Genomic DNA, 21,581 nt, shown 5'->3' with positions numbered 1-21,581 from the left:
ATGTCCCGCACCACCACGCTGCGCATCGCCGAGAAATTCATCGGCCTGCCGCTCGAACAACGCCGCCAGTTCCTCGACAAGCTGCGCCAGGACGGCAAGGACTTCGGCCTGCTGCCGATCCCCGTGAGCCGTCACGGCCAGGACGCCATCCCGGTGTCCTACGCCCAGCAGCGCCTGCTGTTCCTCTGGCAGCTGGACCCCGGCAGCGCCGCCTACAACATGGCCGCCGGCCTGCGCCTGAAGGGCGAGCTGGACGAAGCCCGCCTGCAGCGCGCCTTCGATGCCCTGATCGAGCGCCACGAAGCGCTGCGCACCGTGTTCCAGGTGGACGGCGAGCAGCCGCTGCAACGGGTGCTGCCCGCCGCGCCCCTGGCCCTGCGCCAGGTCGATCTCTCCAGCAGCAACGACCCCGAGACCGAGCTGGCCCGCCAGGTGGACGAGGAGGTGGGCCGGCCCTTCGACCTGCTGCACGGCCCGCTGCTGCGCGCCAGCCTGTTCCGCCTCGGCGAGGACACGTGCGTGCTGGTGGTGTGCATGCACCACATCGTCTCCGACGGCTGGTCCATGGACGTGATGGTCCGCGAGTTCGTCCAGGCCTACCAGGCCGGTGCCGAGAGCCTGCCGCCGCTGCCCCTGCAGTACGCCGACTACGCCCTGTGGCAGCGCCGCTGGCTGGAGGCGGGCGAGGGCGAACGCCAGCTGCAGCACTGGCGCGAGCAGCTGGGTGAGGAGCACCCGCTGCTGGAGGTGGCCCCCGACTTCCCCCGCCCGCCGGTGCAGAGCCTCAAGGGCGAGACGCTGCGGTTCGATTTCGGCACGGCGCTCTCCAGCCGTTTGCGCGAAACCGCCCGCGTCGAGGGCGTGACCCTGTTCATGCTGGCCCTGGCCGGCTACGCGCTGTTCCTCTCGCGGCATTCCGGCCAGCGCGATATCCGCATCGGCGTGCCCAACGCCAACCGCGGGCGCGAGGAGGTGGAAGGGCTGATCGGCTTCTTCGTCAACACCCAGGTGCTGCGCTGCGTCATCGACGAACGCCAGTCGCTGCGCGAACTGCTGGCCCAGGTGCGCGAGGCCGCCTTCGCCGCCCAGGCCAACCAGGAGCTGCCCTTCGAGCAACTGGTGGACGTGCTCGCGCCCGAGCGCAGCCTCGGCCACAACCCGCTGTTCCAGGCCAAGTTCAACCAGAACGTCGGCGTGCAGAAACAGACCGCGCTGCAACTGCCGGGCCTCGTCGTCAGCGAATACCCGCTGCGCAAGGAGGGCACCCACTTCGACCTGGCCCTGGACATCACCGATGACGGCGAGCGCATCCATGGTGAGATGACCTACGCCAGCGACCTCTACCAGCGCGCCAGCATCGAGGGCTTCATCGCCTCCCTGCGGGCACTGTTCGAAACCCTGCTGGAGCGCCCCGATGCGCCGTTGCACAGCCTGGTCGAATCCCCTGCGCCGCAGCCCGCCGCCGAGCGGCCGCAACCGGCCCTGGTGCTGCAGCGCTGGGACGAGCAGGTGCGCCGCCAACCCGAGGCCCTGGCCGCCGTCTGCACCGACAGCCAGCTGACCCATGCCGAGCTGGATGCCCGTGCCAACCGCCTGGCCCAGCACCTGCGCAGCCTCGGCGTCACCCCTGGCGTGCCGGTGGCGGTGCTGATGGAGCGCTCGCTGGACTGGCTGGTGAGCCTGCTCGGCATCCTCAAGGCCGGCGGCCTGTACATGCCGCTGGACGTCAAGGCACCCACCGAACGCCTGCAGGGCATGCTCCAGCGCAGCGGTGCCCGGGTGCTGCTGTGTGATGCGGGCGAGACGCGCCAGGCGGCACTGGCCGGCAGCGGCTGCCAGGTGCAGCCGTACCAGCCCGAACATTGGGCTGTGCTGCCTGCCGAGGCGCCTGTGCTTGCGGCGTTGCCCGAGGCACCGGCCTACGTGATCCACACCTCCGGCTCCACCGGCCAGCCCAAGGGCGTGGTGGTCAGCCACGGCGCGCTGGCCAGCTACGTCGACGGCCTGCTGCAGCGCCTGGACCTGCCGGCGGACGCCAGCCTGGCGCTGGTCTCCACCATCGCCGCCGACCTCGGCCACACCGTGTTGTTCGGCGCCCTGTGTTCCGGGCGGACGCTGCACGTGCTGCCGGAGTCCCTGGGCTTCGACCCGGATGCCTTCGCCGCCTACATGGCCGAGCAGCGCATCGGCGTGCTGAAGATCGTCCCCAGCCACCTCGGTGGCCTGCTGCAGGCGGCCAATGCGGCCGATGCGCTGCCCGAGCATGCGCTGATCGTCGGCGGCGAGGCCTGTTCCCCGGCGCTGTACCGCAAGGTGCGCGAGCTCAAGCCCGGCTGCCGCTTCATCAACCACTACGGTCCCAGCGAGACCACCGTGGGCGTGCTCACCCACGAGGTGCGGGGTGAGCTGGCCGAAGGCGCCGGCATCCCCCTGGGCGAGGCCTTGCCGGGCGCCCGCGTGCAGGTGCTGGACGATGTGCTCAACCCGCTGCCGGCGCGCGTCGCCGGCGAGCTGTACATCGGGGGTGACAGCCTGGCCCAGGGCTACCTTGGCCAGGCCGCGCTCACCGCCGAACGCTTCGTGCCCGACCCCTTCGGCGCGCCGGGTGCGCGCCTGTACCGCAGCGGCGACCGCGTGCGCCGCGATGGCGAGGGGCTGCTGCACTTCCTCGGCCGCGCCGACGACCAGGTGAAGATCCGTGGCTACCGGGTCGAGCCGGGCGAGGTCGCCCGCGTGCTGCGTGGCCTAGCCGGCGTGCACGACGCCGTGGTGCTGGCCGTGCCCCAGGGCGACGAGCCGGCGCAGCTGCAACTGATCGGCTGGTGCGTGCCCGAGGACGCCAACCTGAGCGCCCAGGCCCTGCGCGAACAGCTGCAGGCACGGCTGCCGGACTACCTGGTGCCGGCCCACCTGCTGCTGCTGGAGCGCCTGCCGCTCACTGCCAACGGCAAGCTGGACCGCCGCGCGCTGCCCCAGCCCGAGGTGCAGCAGAAGCGCCACGTGGCGCCGAGCACGCCGGTCGAGGAACAACTGGTGGCCATCTGGCAGGCGGTGCTCAAGCGCGAGGCCATCGGCGTCGAGGACAACTTCTTCGAGCTGGGCGGTGACTCCATCCTCAGCCTGCAGATCATTGCCCGGGCCAAGCGCCAGGGCATCAAGCTGACCCCACGCCAGCTGTTCGAGAAACAGACCATCGCCCAGCTGGCCCAGGTCGCCAGGGTGGACAGCCGCCCGGCAGCGCCCCGTGCGCCGGCCCAGGTCAGCGGCGAGATGCCCCTGTTGCCGGTGCAGGCCCGTTTCTTCGAACGGGTGCAGGCCGAGCCCCATCACTACAACCAGGCGGTCATGCTGCAGCCGCGCCAGCCGCTGACTGCCCCCGTCGTCGAACAGGCGCTGGCGGTGATGGTGGCCCAGCACGACGCCCTGCGGCTGGTCTTCCGCCAGCAGGCGGACGGCTGGCGTGCGGAACACCAGGCCACCGCGCCGGCCGGCCTGCTGTGGCAGCGCCAGGCGAGTGATGCCGCGCAGCTGCAGGCGATGGCCGACGAGGCGCAACGCAGCCTCGACCTGGGCGACGGGCCGCTGCTGCGCGCCGTGCTGTTCGACCTCGCCGACGGCAGCCAGCGCCTGCTGCTGGTGATCCACCACCTGGTGGTGGACGGCGTGTCCTGGCGCATCCTGCTGGAGGACCTGGAGCAGGCCTGCACGGCGCTGCTCGCCGGCCGCACCCCGGCACCGGCAGAGAAGGGCACCGCCTTCAAGGCCTGGGCCGAGCGCCTGGGCCAATGGGCCCGCGAGCCGGCCCGTGACGCCGAGCTGGCCTATTGGCAGGCGAGCCTCAGCGGCCAGGCGGATGACCTGCCGGGCGCACGCCGCGACGCCGGGCTGCAGGTGCGCCACGCCCGCACCCTGCATTGCCGCCTGGATGCCGAGACCACCCGCCAGCTGCTGCAGCAGGCGCCCGCCGCGTATCGCACCCAGGTCAACGACCTGCTGCTCACCGCCCTGGCGCGGGTGCTGTGCCGCTGGAGCGGGCAGGGCAGTGCGCTGGTGCAACTGGAGGGCCACGGCCGCGAAGACCTGTTCGAGGGCGTCGACCTGAGCCGCACCGTCGGCTGGTTCACCAGCCTGTTCCCGGTGGCGCTGACCCCGGCCGAGGGCCTGGCCGGCTCGATCAAGGCGATCAAGGAGCAACTGCGCGGGGTGCCCGACCGGGGCATCGGCCATGGCGTGCTGTGCCACCTGGGCACACCCGCGCAGCGGGCCGCCCTGGCGGCGTTGCCCCAGGCGCGGGTGACCTTCAACTACCTCGGCCAGTTCGACCAGGGCTTCGGCGACGAGCGCCTGTTCGCGCCTGCCGCCGAAAGCGTCGGCGCCACCCAGTCGGCCGAGGCGCCGCTGGGCAACTGGCTGAGCGTCAACGGCCAGGTGCTGGGTGGTGAACTGGAGCTGGGCTGGACCTTCAGCCAGGAGATGTTCGACGAGACCGCCATCGCCGCACTGGCCGCCGACTACGCCCGCGAGCTGGCGGCGCTGGTCGGGCATTGCCTGGACGCCCAGGCCGGCGGCGCCACCCCGGCCGACTTCCCCCTGGCGGGCCTGACCCAGGCGCAGCTGGACGCGCTGCCGGTGGACCTGCGCGAGGTGGAGGACATCTACCCGCTGTCGCCCATGCAGGAAGGCCTGCTGATGCACACGCTGCTGGAGCCGGGCTCCGGCATCTACATGATGCAGTACTGCTACAGCGTCGAAACCGAGATCGACCCCGAGCGCTTCGCCCGTGCCTGGCAGGCCGTCGGCCAGCGCCACGACGCGCTGCGCACCACCTTTTCCTGGACCGTGGGCGAGCGCCTGCTGCAGATCGTCCGCCGCACCGCGCAGCCGGACGTGCAACTGCACGACTGGCGCGACTTGCCGGCCGCCGAACACGAGGCCAAGCTGCGCGAGATGCTTGCCGAGGAGCGCCGCCAGGGCTTCGACCTGCAGGGCGCGGTGCCTTTCCGCCTGCGCCTGATCCAGCTGGGCGAGCGCCGCTTCGGCTTCGTCCTGAGCAACCACCACATCCTCATCGACGCCTGGTGCCGCTCGCTGCTGGTGGACGAGTTCTTCGAGCTCTACGCCGCCCTCGGCGAAGGCCGTGAGGCGCGCCTGGCGCCGGCCTCGCGCTACGCCGACTTCATCCGCTGGCTGAACCGTCAGGACCTGCCGGCCTCCGCGCAGCTGTGGCGCGAGCAGCTGGCCGGCTTCGAGCAGCCCACCGGGCTGCCTTTCGACCGCCAGCCGCTGAAGGATGCCGGGCATTCGAGCATCGGCGACCTGCACGCCCACCTGGAGGCAAGCGAAGGCCGACAGCTGCGCGAACTCGCCCAGCGCCACCAGCTCACCGTCAACACCCTGGTCCAGGCCGCCTGGGCGCTGGTGCTGCACCGCTACAGCGGCTCCCGTGACCTGGTCTTCGGCGTGACCGTGGCCGGCCGCCCGGTGGACGTGCCGGACATGCAGCGCACCGTCGGCCTGTTCATCAACAGCATCCCCCTGCGCGTGCACCTGCCCGAGGCGGGCAGCGCCACGACGGTGAGCGGCTGGCTGCAGCAGCTGTTCGCCCTCAACCTGCGCCTGCGCGAGCACGAGCACCTGCCGCTGGTGGACATCCAGGCCTGCAGCGAGATCGGCAAGGGCCAGTCGCTGTTCGACAGCCTCTTCGTGTTCGAGAACGCGCCCATCGAGGACGGCGTGCTGACCCAGGTGGAGAACCTCAACATCAGCTCGGACTCCGGGCGCACCCACACCAACTACCCGATGACCGTGGTCATCTACCCCGGCGATGCCCTGGGCCTGCACCTGTCCTACGACCGCCGCTGGTTCGACGAAACCACCGTCAGCCAGCTGCTGGGCGACTTCAAACGCCTGCTGCTGGCCCTGGGCGAGCACCTGGAGGCGCGTTTCGACGCCTTGCCGCTGCTCGGCACGGACGAGCGCGAGCACCTGCTGCACACCTTCAACCGGTCGGACCGCGACTACCCGCTGGACGGCGGCTACCCGCGCCTGTTCGAGGCCCAGGCGGCGCAGCACCCGCAACGCATCGCCGCCAGCTGCCAGGGCGAAAGCTGGAGCTACGCGCAGCTGGACGCACTGGGCAACCGCATGGCCCAGGCCCTGCTGGAGGCCGGCGTGCAGCCCGACCAGAGCGTGGCGTTGCTGGCCGAGCGTGGCCTGCCGCTGCTGGGGATGATCCTCGGCACCCTCAAGGCCGCCGCCGGCTACCTGCCGCTGGACCCGCACCTGCCGGCCCAGCGCCTGCGCCACATCCTCACCCTCAGCCGTGCGCCGGTGCTGGTGTGCACCGAGGCGTGCCTGCCGGCCCTGGCGCCGCTGCTGGCCGAGGTGGAGGAGGCCGCGCGCCCGCGCCTGCTGGTGTGGGAGCACGTGCAGGACGGCCGTGCCGCTGCCGCGCCGTGCCTGCCCATCGGGCCGCGCCACCTGGCCTACGTGATCTACACCTCCGGCTCCACCGGTGCGCCCAAGGGCGTGATGGTCGAGCAGGCGGGGATGCTCAACAACCAGCTGAGCAAGCTGCCGTACCTGGGCCTCGGCATGGACGACGTGATCGCCCAGACCGCCTCCCAGAGCTTCGACATCTCCGTGTGGCAGTTCCTCACTGCCGGCCTCTGCGGCGCGCGGGTGGAGATCGTCCCGGACGAGATCGCCCACGACCCCGAGGCGCTGCTGAACCATGTCAACCAGGCCGGCATCACCGTGCTGGAGAGCGTGCCCTCGCTGATCCAGGGCATGCTCGAAGCCGCGCCCGTCGCGCTGCCGGGCCTGCGCTGGATGCTCACCACCGGCGAGGCGATGCCGCCGGAGCTGGCGCGCCGCTGGCTGCAGCGCTACCCCCGGATCCCGCTGGTCAACGCCTACGGCCCGGCCGAGTGCTCGGACGACGTGTCGCTGACCCGTGTGGCCGAGGCGGACACCGGCAGCACCTACCTGCCCATCGGTCTGCCCACCGACAACAACCAGCTGCACGTGCTGGACGGCCAGCTGGAGCTGGTGTGCCCGCGCGCCGTGGGCGAGCTGTGCATCAGCGGCACCGGCGTCGGCCGGGGCTACGTCGGCGACCCGGTGCGAACCGCCCTGAGCTTCGTGCCCGACCCCTTCGCCCGGGTGCCCGGGCAGCGCCTGTACCGCTCCGGCGACCTGGTGCGGCGGCGCCTGGACGGCGTGCTGGAGTACGTCGGCCGGGTGGACCACCAGGTGAAGATCCGCGGCTTCCGCATCGAGCTGGGTGAGATCGAGGCGCGCATCCGCGAGCAGGAAGGCGTGCGCGACATCGCCGTGCTCGCCCAGGACCTGGCCGTGGGCCGCCACCTGGTGGCCTACCTGGTGGCCGATGCCGTCAGCTGGGGCGTACGCGGCGACAGCGAGGACGACCAGCGGGCCATCCGCGAGGCGCTCAAGGCCGCGCTGCGGCGCCAGCTGCCGGACTACATGGTGCCGGCGCACTGGGTGCTGCTGGAGAGCATGCCGCTGAACGCCAACGGCAAGCTCGACCGCAAGGCCCTGGCGCAACTCGACACCCGCCAGCTGCTGGCGGACTACGAGGCGCCGCGCAGCGAGCTGGAGCAGCGCCTGGCCGGCATCTGGGCCGAGCTGCTGCAGGTGGAGCGGGTCGGCCTGAAGGACAACTTCTTCGAGCTGGGCGGGCACTCGCTGCTGCTGGTGCGGGTGGCCTCGCGCCTGAAGAACGAACTGGGCATCGACCTACCGATGCAGGATTTCTACACCGCCACCTCCATCGAGGAGCTGGCGGCGCTGATCGAGAAAACGAGGGAGCAGGGCGGTATGGAAGACGATTTCGACGCGATCTTCGAGGCACTGGACGAGCTGGAGGCCTGCGATGCTTAAGCAGGAATCGTCCCAGGCCCAGGTCCTGGTCGAGCGCATCAAGGGGCTGGACCACCCGCGTCGCCAGGCCCTGTTCCGCAAGCTGGCGGAGAAGGGCGTCAACCTCGCCCGGCTGCCCATCGTGCCGCTCAGCGAACGCGAGGGGCTGCCGCTGTCCTACGCCCAGCAGCGCCAGTGGTTCCTCTGGCAGCTGGAGCCGGACAGCGCCGCCTACAACATGCCCACGGCGCTGCGCCTGAAGGGCGAGCTGGATCTCGACGCGTTGCAGCGGAGCTTCGACGCGCTGGTGGCCCGGCACGAACCGCTGCGCACCACCTTCGTGCTGGAGGATGGGCAGCCGCGCCAGCATATCCACCCCCAGGGACGGGTCGTCATCGAGCACGAGCCCCTGACGGGTGCCGACGAGGCGCTGCTGGCCGAGGCCATCGGCCGGGAGGCGCAGCGCCCCTTCGACCTGGAACACGGCTCGCTGCTGCGCGTTCGCCTGCTGGAGCTGGGCGAGGACGACCGGGTGCTGGTGCTGACCCAGCACCACATCGTCTCCGATGGCTGGTCGATGCAACTGATGGTGGAAGAGCTGATCGCCCTCTACCAGGGCTTCCGCCTCGGGCACGACGCCAAGCTGCCACCGTTGGCCATCCAGTACGCCGACTACGCGGCCTGGCAGCGCCAGTGGATGGAGGCTGGCGAACGCGAGCGCCAGCTGGCCTACTGGACCGCGCAGCTGGGTGGCGAGCAGCCGCTGCTGGAGCTGCCGGCCGACCGCCCGCGCCCCGCGCTGCGCAGCGCCCAGGGCGCGCGCCTGAGCCTGGAGCTGGACGGCGCGCTGTTCGGCCGCCTCAAGCAGCTGGCGCAGCGTGAAGGCTGCTCGCCGTTCATGCTGCTGCTGGCTTCCTTCCAGCTCCTGCTGCAGCGTTACTGCGGGCAGGGCGACATCCGCGTCGGCGTGCCGTCCGCCAACCGCAACCGCGCCGAGACCGAGCGCCTGCTGGGCTTCTTCGTCAACACCCAGGTGCTGCGCGCCCAGGTGGAGAACGACGCCTCCTTCGTCGACCTGCTGCAACAGACCCGCCAGGCCGCCCTGGCTGCCCAGGCCCACCAGGACCTGCCGTTCGAGCAACTGGTGGACGCCCTGCAACCGGAGCGCAGCCTCAGCCACAGCCCGCTGTTCCAGGTGATGTTCAACTACCAGGTGAGCGCCGGTGAGGCGGGCGGCCTGGCGGCCGTGCTGCCGGGCCTGCGGGTGGAGCCGGTGCACTGGGCCATGCCCACCACCCAGTTCGACCTGAGCCTGGACTGCACCGAGCATCCCCGTGGCCTCAGCGCTTCGCTGATCTACGCCACCGAGCTGTTCGACGCCGAGCGCATCCAGCGCATGGCGGTGCACTGGCAGAACCTGCTGGCCGCCATCGCCGAGCAGCCGCGCAGCCGCCTCGGCGACCTGCCGATGCTCACCGAGAGTGAGCGTGAGCGCGCCATCCAGGGTTGGAACCACACCGCCCGCGACTACCCCGGCAGCGTGTATGTGCATCAGCTGTTCGAGCAGCGTGCGCTCAGCCAGCCGAATGTCCCGGCGCTGACCTTCGCCGGCCGCACCCTCAGCTATGCCGAACTCAATGCCGAGGCCAACCGGCTGGCCCATCACCTGCGCGGCCTGGACGTCGGCCCGGATGTGCTGGTGGGCATCGCCGCCGAGCGTTCGGTGGAGATGGTGGTGGGGCTGCTGGCCATCCTCAAGGCCGGCGGCGCCTACGTGCCGCTGGACCCGGAATACCCCCAGGACCGCCTGGCCTACATGTTCGAGGACAGCGGCATTGCGCTGCTGCTGACCCAGTCGCACCTGCGAGCCAGCCTGCCGATTCCCGCCGGGCTGCCGGTGCTGGAACTGGACCGATCCGCTGCGTGGGCCTCCGCCAGCGACGCCAACCCCGGCGTACCGCTACACCCGGAAAACCTCGCCTACGTCATCTACACCTCCGGCTCCACCGGCAAGCCCAAGGGCGCCGGCAACCGTCATATCGCCCTGCACAACCGCCTGGCGTGGATGCAGGAGGCGTATCAACTGGGCGCCGAAGACTGCGTGCTGCAGAAGACGCCGTTCAGCTTCGACGTCTCGGTGTGGGAGTTCTTCTGGCCGCTGATGGAAGGTGCGCGCCTGGTCATGGCACTGCCTGGCGACCACCGTGACCCGGCGCGCCTGGTGCAACTGATCACCGAGGAAGGCATCAGCACGCTGCACTTCGTGCCCTCGATGCTGCAGGCCTTTGTCGGTGACGAAAACGCCGCCCGCTGCACCTCGCTGCGCCGCATCGTCTGCTCCGGCGAGGCGCTGCCGGTGGAGCTGCAGCGCCAGGTGATGGCACTGCTGCCCCAGGCCGGCCTGTACAACCTCTATGGCCCCACCGAAGCGGCCATCGACGTCACCCATTGGACCTGCGTGGAGGAGGGCAAGGATGCCGTGCCTATCGGCCAGCCCATCGCCAACCTGCAGACCTACGTCCTCGACTCTGAACTGAACCCGGTGAGCCCGGGCGTCACCGGCGAGCTGTACCTGGGCGGCATCGGCCTGGCGCGCGGCTACCACCGCCGCCCGGCGCTGACCGCCGAGCGCTTCGTCACCAGCCCCTTCGGTAACGGCGAGCGGCTGTACCGCACCGGCGACCTGGCGCGCCAGCGCGAGGACGGGGTGATCGAATACGCCGGGCGCATCGACCACCAGGTGAAGATCCGCGGCCTGCGCATCGAGCTGGGCGAGATCGAAGCACGCCTGCAGGAGCAGGACGCCGTGCGCGAAGCCGTGGTGGTGGCCGCCGATGGCCCCAGCGGCAAGCAACTGCTGGCCTACCTGGTGCCGGAGCCGGAATCCCTGGCCCGCGCCGAGGCGGAAATCCAGGGCGGCTACCTGCAGGGCGTCAAGGCACGCCTGCTGGAGGTGCTGCCGGACTACATGGTGCCGGCGCAGTGGGTGCTGCTGGAGCGCATGCCGCTGTCGCCCAACGGCAAACTGGACCGCAAGGCCCTGCCCAAGCCGGACCCGGCCCAGGCCCGCAGCGAGTACCAGGCGCCGCGCAACGAACTGGAGCAGCGCCTGGCGTTGATCTGGCAGGACGTGCTGCGCCTGGAGCAGGTGGGCGTGGACGACAACTTCTTCGAGCTGGGCGGGGACTCCATCATCTCCATCCAGATCGTCAGCCGCGCCCGCCAGGCGGGCATCCGCATCGCCCCGCGCGACCTGTTCCAGCACCAGAGCATCCGCCGCCTGGCCACCGTGGCCCAGCTCAGCGAGGCGCTGCAGGTGGACCAGGGACCGGTCACCGGGGAAGCGCCGCTGCTGCCGATCCAGCAGGCGTTCTTCGCCACCGGGATCCCCAACCGCCACCACTGGAACCAGTCCCTGCTGCTGGCCCCGAGCGAGCCGCTGGATGCCGTGCTGCTGACTGGCGCCCTGGCCCAGCTGCTGCAGCATCACGATGCCTTGCGCCTGCGCTATCGCCAGGTCGAAGGGGCCTGGGTGCAGGCCCATGCCGAGGCGGTCGCCGCCGATGAGCTGCTCTGGTGCGGCCAGCTGGACAGCCTCGATGCACTGCCGGCCTTCTGCAGCGAGGTGCAGCGCAGCCTCGACCTGGCTGCCGGCCCCATGCTGCGCCTGGCCCTGATCGAGCTGCCCGACGGCGGGCAGCGCCTGCTGCTGGCGATCCATCACCTGGTGGTGGACGGCGTCTCCTGGCGCATCCTGCTGGAAGACCTGCAGACCGCTTACCGCCAGCTGCAGGCCGGCGAAACGCCGCGACTGCCGGCCAAGACCACGTCCTTCAAGGCCTGGGGCGAACGCCTCGGCGCCCACGCCCGTTCTGAGGCGATGACCGATCAGCTCGGCTACTGGCAGCAGTTGCTGCAGGACGCGCCGACGGACCTGCCGCGCGACAACCCGGCGGGCGCCCTGGACAACCGCCATGCCCGCAGCGTCGCCACCCGCCTGGACGCCACCCGCACCCGGCAACTGCTGCAGGACGCACCGGCCGCGTACCGCACCCAGGTCAACGACCTGCTGCTGACCGCCCTGGCCCAGGCCGTCTGCGCCTGGACGGGCGAGGCCTCGGCGCTGGTGCAGCTGGAAGGCCACGGCCGCGAGGACCTGTTCGAGGACATCGACCTGTCGCGCACCGTCGGCTGGTTCACCAGCCTGTTCCCGGTGCGCCTGGAGCCGGCTGCCGACGTCGGCACCGCCATCAAGCGCATCAAGGAGCAACTGCGCAGCACCCCGGACAAGGGCCTGGGCCACGGCCTGCTGCGCCACCTGGGCAGCGACGAGGCCCGTGCGCTACTCGCCGGCCTGCCGCAGCCGCGTATCACCTTCAACTACCTGGGCCAGTTCGACGGCGACTTCGCCGAGGGCGCGCTCTGGGTGCCGGCCGAGGAGGGCCGTGGCGCCGGGCAGGACCCGCAGGCGCCCCTGGGCAACTGGCTCAGCGTCGATGGCCAGGTGTTCGGCGGCGAGCTGAGCCTGAACTGGACCTTCAGCGGCGACGTGTTCGCCGAGGCCACCATCGCCCGCCTGGCAGAGGCCTACCAGCAGGCGCTGGAGGCGCTGATCGAACACTGCTGCGACACGCGCAACGCCGGCCTGACCCCCAGCGACGTGCCCCTGGCCGGGCTCGACCAGGCCCAGTTGGACGCGCTGGCGCTGCCGGCCCGCGAAGTCGCCACCCTCTACCCGCTGTCGCCCATGCAGCAGGGCATGCTGTTCCACAGCCTGTACGAGGCCAGCGGGCGCACCTACGTCAACCAGATGCGCCTGGACATCCGTGGCCTTGACGTGGCGAGGTTCGCCAGTGCCTGGCAGCAGGCGGTCGACCGCCACGAGCTGCTGCGCGCCGGCTTCATCTGGGACGCGGGGCTGGACGCGCCGCGCCAGGTGATCCACCGCCAGGCGGCCCTGGAGATCCGGGTGGAGGAGGGCGCCGACGCGACCGCCCTGGACGCGCGTGCCGCCCACGAGCTGGACCGTGGCTTCGACCTGGCGCGGCCACCGCTGCTCAGGCTGTGCCTGCTGCGCACCGGCGACGACAGCCACCACCTGATCTACACCAGCCACCACATCCTCATGGACGGCTGGAGCAACTCGCGCCTGCTGGGCGAAGTGCTGCAGGCCTATGCCGGGCAGGACGTCGCCGCACCGGAAGGGCGCTACCAGGACTACCTCGCCTGGCTGCAGCGCCAGGACAGGGCCGCCAGCGAACGCTTCTGGCTGGAGCAACTGGCGCCCCTGGAGGAACCGACCCGCCTGGCCCTGGCCTGTGGCCGCGTGGCCAGCCCCGAGCCCGGCCAGGCGCTGCACAGCGCACGCCTGGATGCCGGGCAGACCCGCCGCCTGCAAGCCTTCGCCCGGCAGCAGCAGGTCACCCTCAACACCCTGGTGCAGTCCGCCTGGCTGCTCCTGCTGCAGCGCTACAGCGGCCAGCGCAGCGTGGCCTTCGGCGCCACGGTGTCCGGGCGCCCGGTGGAGCTGCCGGGCATCGAGCAGCAGCTTGGGCTGTTCATCAACACCCTGCCGGTGATCGCCACCCCGGAGGGCGCCCTCAGCGTCGCCCAGTGGACCCAGGCCGTGCAGGCGCAGAACCTGGCCCTGCGCGACCACGAGCACATGCCCCTGGCGGACGTGCAGCGCCTGGCCGGCCGCAACGGCGAAGCGCTGTTCGACACCCTGCTGGTGTTCGAGAACTACCCGGTTTCCGAAGCCCTGGAAGCGGCACCGGGCGGGCTGGGCTTCAGCAACCTCGTCTACAGCGAGCAGAGCGGCTACGCCCTGACCTTGATCGCCCAGGTGGGTGAGGAGCTGGAGCTGGCCTTCAACTACCTGACTGCGGATTTCGCCGAACTGAGCATCCGCCGCATCGCCGGCCAGCTGGTGCACCTGCTGTTGCAGTTCATGGCGCAGCCCCAGCTCGCGCTTGGTGAACTGTCGTTGCTGGAGGAGGGCGATCATCGCCGGGTGGTGGAGCAGTGGAACGCCACCGCCCGCGACTACCCCGGCAGCGTCTACGTGCACCAGCTGTTCGAGCAGCGTGCGCTCAGCCAGCCGAATGCCCCGGCGCTGACCTTCGCCGGCCGCACCCTCAGCTATGCCGAACTCAATGCCGAGGCCAACCGCCTGGCCCATCACCTGCGCGGCCTGGGCGTCGGTCCGGACGTGCTGGTGGGTATCGCCGCCGAGCGTTCGGTGGAGATGGTGGTGGGGCTCATGGCCATCCTCAAGGCCGGCGGCGCCTACGTGCCGCTGGACCCGGAATACCCCCAGGAGCGCCTGGCCTACATGTTCGAGGACAGCGGCATTGCCTTGCTGCTGACCCAATCGCACCTGCGCGACGGCCTGCCGATTCCCGCCGGGTTGCCGGTGCTGGAACTGGACCGATCCGCTGCCTGGGCCTCCACCAGCGACGCCAACCCCGTCGTACCGCTGCACCCGGAAAACCTCGCCTACGTCATCTACACCTCCGGCTCCACCGGCAAGCCCAAGGGTGCCGGCAACCGCCATATCGCCCTGCACAACCGCCTGGCGTGGATGCAGGAGGCCTACCAGCTCAGTGCCGAAGACAGCGTGCTGCAGAAGACGCCGTTCAGCTTCGACGTCTCGGTGTGGGAGTTCTTCTGGCCGCTGATGGAAGGGGCGCGCCTGGTGATGGCACTGCCCGGCGACCACCGCGACCCGGCACGCCTGGTGCAACTGATCACCGACGAGCAGATCACCACCTTGCACTTCGTGCCCTCGCTGCTGCAGGCCTTCGTCGGTGATGAAAACGCCGCCCGTTGCACCTCGCTGCGCCGCATCGTCTGCTCCGGCGAGGCGCTGCCGGTGGAGCTGCAACGCCAGGCGATGGCGCTGCTGCCCCAGGCCGGTCTGTACAACCTCTACGGCCCCACCGAAGCGGCCATCGACGTCACCCACTGGACCTGCGTGGAGGAGGGCAAGGACGCCGTGCCTATCGGCCAGCCCATCGCCAACCTGCAGACCTACGTCCTCGACGCCGAGCTGAACCCGGTGAGCCCCGGCGTCACCGGCGAGCTGTACCTGGGTGGCATCGGCCTGGCGCGCGGCTACCACCGCCGCCCGGCGCTGACCGCCGAGCGCTTCGTCACCAGCCCCTTCGGTAACGGCGAGCGCCTGTACCGCACCGGCGACCTGGCACGCCAGCGCGAGGACGGGGTGATCGAATACGCCGGGCGCATCGACCACCAGGTGAAGATTCGTGGCCTGCGCATCGAACTGGGTGAGATCGAAGCGCGCCTGCAGGAGCAGGACGCCGTACGCGAAGCCGTGGTTGTGGCCGCCGACGGTCCCAGCGGCAAGCAGCTGGTGGCCTACCTGGTACCGGAGCAGGCCGACGCCCTGGACGCGATCAAGGCCCACCTGGCGGCGGTGCTGCCGGACTACATGGTGCCGAGCCAGTGGGTGCTGCTGGAGCGCATGCCGCTGTCGCCCAACGGCAAGCTGGACCGCAAGGCCCTGCCCAAGCCGGACATGGCCCAGTCGAACCGCGACTACGTGGCCCCGGAGAGCGAGCTGGAACAGCGCCTGGCCGCCATCTGGCAGGAGGTGCTCCGGGTCGAGCGGGTCGGGCTGAACGACAATTTCTTCGAGCTGGGTGGGGATTCCATCGTCTCCATCCAGCTGGTCAGCCGTGCGCGCCGGGAGGGCCTGCACGTCACACCCAAGGACGTATTCGAGCAACAGAACCTGCAACGCCTGGCCTCGGTGGTCCGGTATGCCGACGCGAGCCTGGCGGAGCAGGGGCCGGTGACCGGCGAGGCGCCGCTGCTGCCGATCCAGCGGGTGTTCTTCGAAACGGCTATCCCCAACCGCCACCACTGGAACCAGTCCCTGTTGCTGGAGCCGGTGGAACAGCTGGATACCGATCTGCTCGACCAGGCATTGCGACACCTGCTCCAGCATCACGATGCCCTGCGCCTGCGCTATCGCCAGGGCACGCAGGGCTGGACGCAGCAGCATGACGCCGACGCCCCGCAGCGGGTGCTGGAACGCCGCGTGGTGGAGGCTGGCGAGCTGGAACAGGTGCTCGGTGAGCTGCAGGCCAGCCTGTCCCTGGAAGACGGGCCGCTGTGCCGTGTGGCGCTGATCGCCTTGCCTGAAGGCGGTCAGCGTCTGTTGCTGGCGATCCATCACCTAGTGGTGGACGGCGTCTCCTGGCGCATCCTGCTGGAGGACCTGCAGACGGCCTATCGCCAGCTGCAAGCGGGCGAGCCGCTCCAGTTGCCGGCCAAGACCACCTCGTTCAAGGCCTGGGGCGAACGCCTGGTCGCCCATGCCCAGTCCGCTGCCCTGGAAGCAGAGCTGGGCTACTGGCAAGGCGTGCTCGCAGGCAATGGTGCGGCTGGCCTCGTGCCCGACCACCCGGGTGGCAGCCAGGCCGCGCGTCATGCCCACACCCTGGCCTGTCGCCTGGATGCCCCGCTGACCCGTGCCCTGCTGCAGGAGGCCCCGGCGGCCTATCGCACACAGGTCAACGACCTGTTGCTGACCGCGCTGGCCCAGGCCGTCTGTGCCTGGACCGGTGAGGCCTCGGCGCTGATACAGCTGGAAGGCCACGGCCGCGAGGAGTTGTTCGACGGCATCGACCTGTCGCGCACCGTCGGCTGGTTCACCAGCCTGTTCCCGGTGCGCCTGGAGCCGGCCGCCGACATCGGAGCCTCCATCAAGCGCATCAAGGAGCAGTTGCGTGCCGTGCCCGGCAAGGGCATCGGTTATGGGCTGCTGCGCCACCTGGGGCGCGACGGAGCCCGTGCCGCGCTGGCCGGGCTGCCGCAGCCGCGCATCACCTTCAACTACCTGGGCCAGTTCGACGCCGGCGCTGCCGGGGACGCACCCTGGCGCCTGGCTCGCGAGCCAGCCGGCCAGGGCATGGACCGGGACGCGCCCCTGGGCAACTGGCTCAGCGTGGACGGCCAGGTGCACGAGGGCGTGCTCAGCCTCAACTGGACCTTCAGTGATCAGGTGTTCGAGCCGGCCCGTGTCGAAGCCTTGGTCGAGGCCTTCCGGTCAGCCCTGGAAGCGCTGGTGGAGCACTGCCGACAGGGCGCGAACCAGGGGCTGACGCCGTCCGACTTCCCCCTGGCCGGCCTGGACCAGGCCCAGCTCGACACGCTGCCGGTGCCCCTGGCGGATGTCGAGGATGTCTACGGCCTTTCCCCGATGCAGGAGGGCATGCTGTTCCACACGCTGTCCGACCTGGGTTCGGCGCTCTACGTCAACCAGGTCTGCCTGCCGGTGGAGGGGTTGGACCCCCGGCGCTTCGAAGAGGCCTGGCAGCGCGTCATGGCCCGTCACGACATCCTCCGCACCAGCTTCCACTGGCAGAGCCTGCCCCGGCCGGTGCAGGTGGTGCACCGCCGCGCCCAGCTGGATTTCGAACAGCTGGACTGGCGCGGTGAGGCGGTGGATGAACAGCGCTTGGCTGCCCGTGCGCAGGAGGAATGTGCGCGCGGCTTCGACCTGACCCGCGCGCCATTGCAGCGCCTGCTGCTGATCCGGGTGGCGGATTGGGCTTACCACCTGGTGTGGACCAGCCATCACATCCTCATGGACGGCTGGAGCAGTTCGCAGCTGTTCGGCGAGGTGATGGAGCTGTACCACCAGGGCCAGGCGACCGGCGAAGTCGGCCGTTACCGCGACTTCATCGCCTGGTTGCAGCGCCAGGACCAGGGAGCGCTGGAGGCCTTCTGGCGGGAGCGCCTGCAGCGGCTGGACGAGCCCACCGCGCTCAGCCAGTCGGTGCATCCGCGCCATGCCAGTGATGAGCCGGGACACCACGCGCTCTACACCCGCTGGGACTCCGCGCGCACGGCACGGTTGCAACAGGCCTGCCGCGAGCTGCGCATCACCGCCAACACGCTGGTGCAGGGCGCCTGGCTGCTGTTGCTGCAGCGCTACACCGGGCAGTCGGCACCCTGCTTCGGGGCGACCGTGGCAGGTCGTCCGGAGGGCCTGGCCGGCGCCGAGCACATGCTGGGACTGTTCATCAACACCCTGCCGGTGATTGGCCGGGTGGTGCCCGAGCAACCGCTGCACGACTGGCTGCATGACCTGCAGCGCGACAACCTGGCCTTGCGCGAGCATGCCCATGCGCCCCTGGCCGATGTCCAGCGCTGGTCCGGCCAGGGCGGCCAGCCGCTGTTCGACAGCATCATCGTGTTCGAGAACTACCCCATCGACCAGCGCCTGGGCGCCGCCGAGGGCGGTGGCCTGCACTTCGGCCAATCGTCCAACCACGACGTCACCAACTTCCCCATGGACCTCGCCGTTCACCTGGGGGATGAACTGTCCATCGAGTACCTGTACCTGCGCGGCTGCTTCAGCGAGCCGGTGGTGGCAGGCATCCGCGCCATGATGGAGCACCTGCTGGAGGAGATGCTCCGCCAGCCCCATGTGCCGCTGGGCAACCTGCAGCGCCTGCCCCAGGCGCAAAGGACAGCGCTGGAGCACTGGAGTGCCGCGCCGGCAGGGCGTTGGCCGCAGCAGTCCCTGGTCGAGCGGATCGCCCGGCACGCCGAGGTCCGCCCCACGGCGACGGCGGTGCAGTGCGGTGCCGAACGGTTGGACTACGGCCAGCTCGAACGCGAGGCCAATCGCCTGGCGAACCACCTGGTGGCGCTGGGGGCCGGGCCGGAGACGATCGTCGGCGTGGCCCTGGAGCGCTCGGTGCAGACCCTGGTGGCCCTGCTGGCCGTGCTGAAGAGCGGCGCCGCCTACGTACCGCTGGACATTGACTACCCGGCCGAGCGCCTGGCCTACATGGTCGAGGACTCGGGCATGGCGCTGCTGGTCACCCGTACCGAACTGCAGGCGCGCATTCCCGCGTCCGATGGGCTGAAGCCCGTGCTGCTGGACCGCCTCGCCAGTGCCGAGTGGGCGGACCAGGCACCGGCCCGTCGCAGCGACCCACGCAACCTGGCGTACCTCATCTACACCTCCGGCTCCACCGGTCGACCCAAGGGCGTAGCGGTGCCCCTGGGGCCGCTGGGCATGCATTGCCAGGCCATTGCCGAGCTGTACGAGATGGAGGCCGGCGTGCGTGAGCTGCACTTCATGTCCTTCGCCTTCGACGGGGCCCATGAGCGCTGGCTGACCACGCTGATGGTCGGCGGCACGCTGGTGATCCGTGACGGGGCGCTCTGGACGCCGGAGCAGACCTGCCGGGTCTTGCAGGAGCAGCGCATCGACATCGCCTGCTTCCCGCCGGCCTACCTCAAGCAGATGGCCGAATTCGTGGAGGGCAGCGGCATGCCCGCGCCGCCGGTGCGCATCTACTGCTTCGGCGGGGATGCAGTACCGGAGCGCAGCTTCGAGCAGGTCCGGGCCGCCCTGCGCCCGCGTTACTTCACCAATGGCTATGGCCCCACCGAAACCGTCGTGACGCCGATGCTGTGGAAGGTGGGCGCGGGCGAAGGTTGTGGCGCGGACTACGCCCCCATCGGCCGCGCCGTGGGCGAGCGCAGCCTGCATGTGCTGGATGACCAGCTCAACCCCCTGCCGGCCGGCTTCGCCGGCGAGCTGTACATCGGTGGCGAGGGTGTCGCCCGTGGCTATCACAACCGACCCGGGCAAACCGCCGAGCGCTTCGTGCCGGACCCGTTCGGCGCCCTGGGTGCCCGCCTGTACCGCACCGGTGACCTGGTGCGTTTGCGCGAGGACGGCATCCTCGACTACCTGGGACGCATCGACCAGCAGGTGAAGATCCGTGGCTTCCGCATCGAGCTGGGCGAAGTCGAAGCGGCGCTGCGCCATCAGCCCGGCGTCGAAGACGCAGTGGTGGTGGCTCGGGAAAGTGCCAGCGGCAAGCAGCTGGTGGGCTATGTGGTGGGCAGGGAGGCGGCCTCCGGAGAGGACCTCAAGGCCGCGCTGCGCAGCAGCCTGCCGGAGTGGATGGTGCCGGTGCAGGTGATGGTGCTGCCGGCGTTCCCGATCACCCCCAACGGCAAGCTGGACCGCAAGGCGCTGCCCGAGCCGAGCTTCCAGCAGGACGCCTACGTGGCCCCGCGCGATGAGCGCGAGCGGCTGCTGGCAGGCATCTGGGCGGAGGTGTTGCAGGTGGAGCAGGTCGGCGTCACCGACAACTTCTTCGAGCTGGGTGGCGACTCGATCCTCTGCCTGCAGGTGGTGTCGCGGGTGAAGAACCACCCGCAGCTGGACCTGGAGCTGAAGCTGCGCGACCTGATGCGCTACCCGACCATTGCCGGCCTGTGCGAGCGGCCCGCCGAGGCAACGAGCACGGTGGCCGTGGTGGAGACCCAGCAAGCCGTGGAGGGCGCCTTCCGCCTACTGCCGATCCAGGAATGGCTGTTCGCCGAGGAGATGGCCGAGCCGCACCATTTCAACCAGGCCTTGATGCTCAAGGCCCGCCGCCCGCTGGACCTGGACGCCCTTGAACGCGCCCTGGCGGTGATCGAGCGCCATCACGACGCCCTGCGCCTGCGCTTCACCCGTGACGGCGGACGCTGGATGCAGCACTACCAGCCCGAAGGTATCGGCGAGTCGGTGCTGTGGCGCCGCGAGGCCGCCGATACGGCGGAGCTGGAGCGCCTGGCCAACGAGGCGCAACGCAGCCTCGACCTGGCCAGCGGGCCAATGTGGCGGGCGCTGCACGTGACCCTGCCGGGTGGCGAGGCGCGCCTGCTGCTGGTGATCCACCACCTGGTGGTGGACGCGGTGTCCTGGCGGGTGCTGCTGGAAGACCTGCGCAGCGCCTACGAGGCCTGCTGCCTGGGCGAGGCGCCCCGTCTGCCGGTGCGCAGCAGCAGCTACCGTGCCTGGGTCGAGCGCCTGGTCGACGACGCGCCACGCATTGCCGGCGAGGAACGCGACTGGTGGCTGGCACAGCTGGACCACCCGGTCCGCGACCTGCCGTGCGACAACCCCCGGGGCCGCAACCAGGTCAGCCAGCAGGCCGTCGCGCGCATGGCGCTGTCGCCGGCTCATACCGCGCGCATGCTCAAGGAAGCCCCGGCTGCCTACGGCACCCAGATCAACGACCTGTTGCTGACGGCCCTGGCCCGTGTGCTGTGTCGCTGGAGCGAGCAGGATTCGGTGCTGGTGCAGCTGGAAGGCCATGGCCGTGAGGACCTGTTCGAGACGCTCGACCTGTCGCGGACGGTCGGCTGGTTCACCAGCATGTTCCCGGTGCGGCTGGCTCCCGCCGAAGGCCTGGGCGATTCCGTCCGGGCCATCCAGGGCCAACTGGCTGCGATCCCCAACAAGGGCATCGGTTACGGCGTGCTGCGCCACCTGGGCGATGCGGCCCTGGGCCAGCGCCTGGCGGGCTTGCCCCAGGCGCGGGTGACCTTCAACTACCTGGGGCAGCTCGACCAGAGCTTCGACGAGCAGGCGCTGCTGGTGCCGGCGGTGGAAGACACCGGTGACTGCTACAGCCCCGTGGCCTGCCTGGCCAACTGGCTGGAGATCATCGGCCAGGTCTACGACGGCAGCCTGGCGCTGCGCTGTGTCTACAGCGTCCGTCGCTACCGGCCGGAGACGGTGCAGGCGCTGATGGATGCCTACCGTGCCGAGCTGGAAGCGCTGATCGACCATTGCCTGGAGCAGGTGGGTTGAGCCATTTCGTCATGCAACCGGCGGCGGCCACCGGGGCCGCCGCCCCATCGAGGAT

The 21,581-nt window shown here is 70.5% G+C and carries 2 protein-coding genes; both read left to right on the top strand.

The genetic code is table 11. The annotated features are described in order from the left end of the window. Positions 1–7,905: a non-ribosomal peptide synthetase gene (locus SZ55_RS00085; protein WP_044399385.1), complete on the top strand. Its 7,905-nt coding sequence runs from the start codon at positions 1–3 to the stop codon at positions 7,903–7,905. Then, positions 7,898–21,526, top strand: coding sequence for a non-ribosomal peptide synthase/polyketide synthase (locus SZ55_RS00080; protein ID WP_044399382.1), 13,629 nt, complete (start codon positions 7,898–7,900; stop codon positions 21,524–21,526). The genes SZ55_RS00085 and SZ55_RS00080 overlap by 8 nt, the downstream gene beginning before the upstream one ends. Positions 21,527–21,581: the final 55 nt, after the last annotated feature.

It is taken from the genome of Pseudomonas sp. FeS53a (genome assembly GCF_000931385.1).
Taxonomy (GTDB): Bacteria; Pseudomonadota; Gammaproteobacteria; order Pseudomonadales; family Pseudomonadaceae; genus Metapseudomonas; species Metapseudomonas otitidis.
Note: the sequence above shows the minus strand (reverse complement) of the source record. Positions and strands in the feature narration are given on the sequence as shown.

Bases quoted from the DNA above. Each gene is read 5' to 3' on its own strand.
- SZ55_RS00085 (WP_044399385.1), top strand. From the start codon at position 1: ATGTCCCGCACCACCACGCTGCGCATCGCCGAGAAATTCATCGGCCTG.
- SZ55_RS00080 (WP_044399382.1), top strand. From the start codon at position 7,898: ATGCTTAAGCAGGAATCGTCCCAGGCCCAGGTCCTGGTCGAGCGCATC.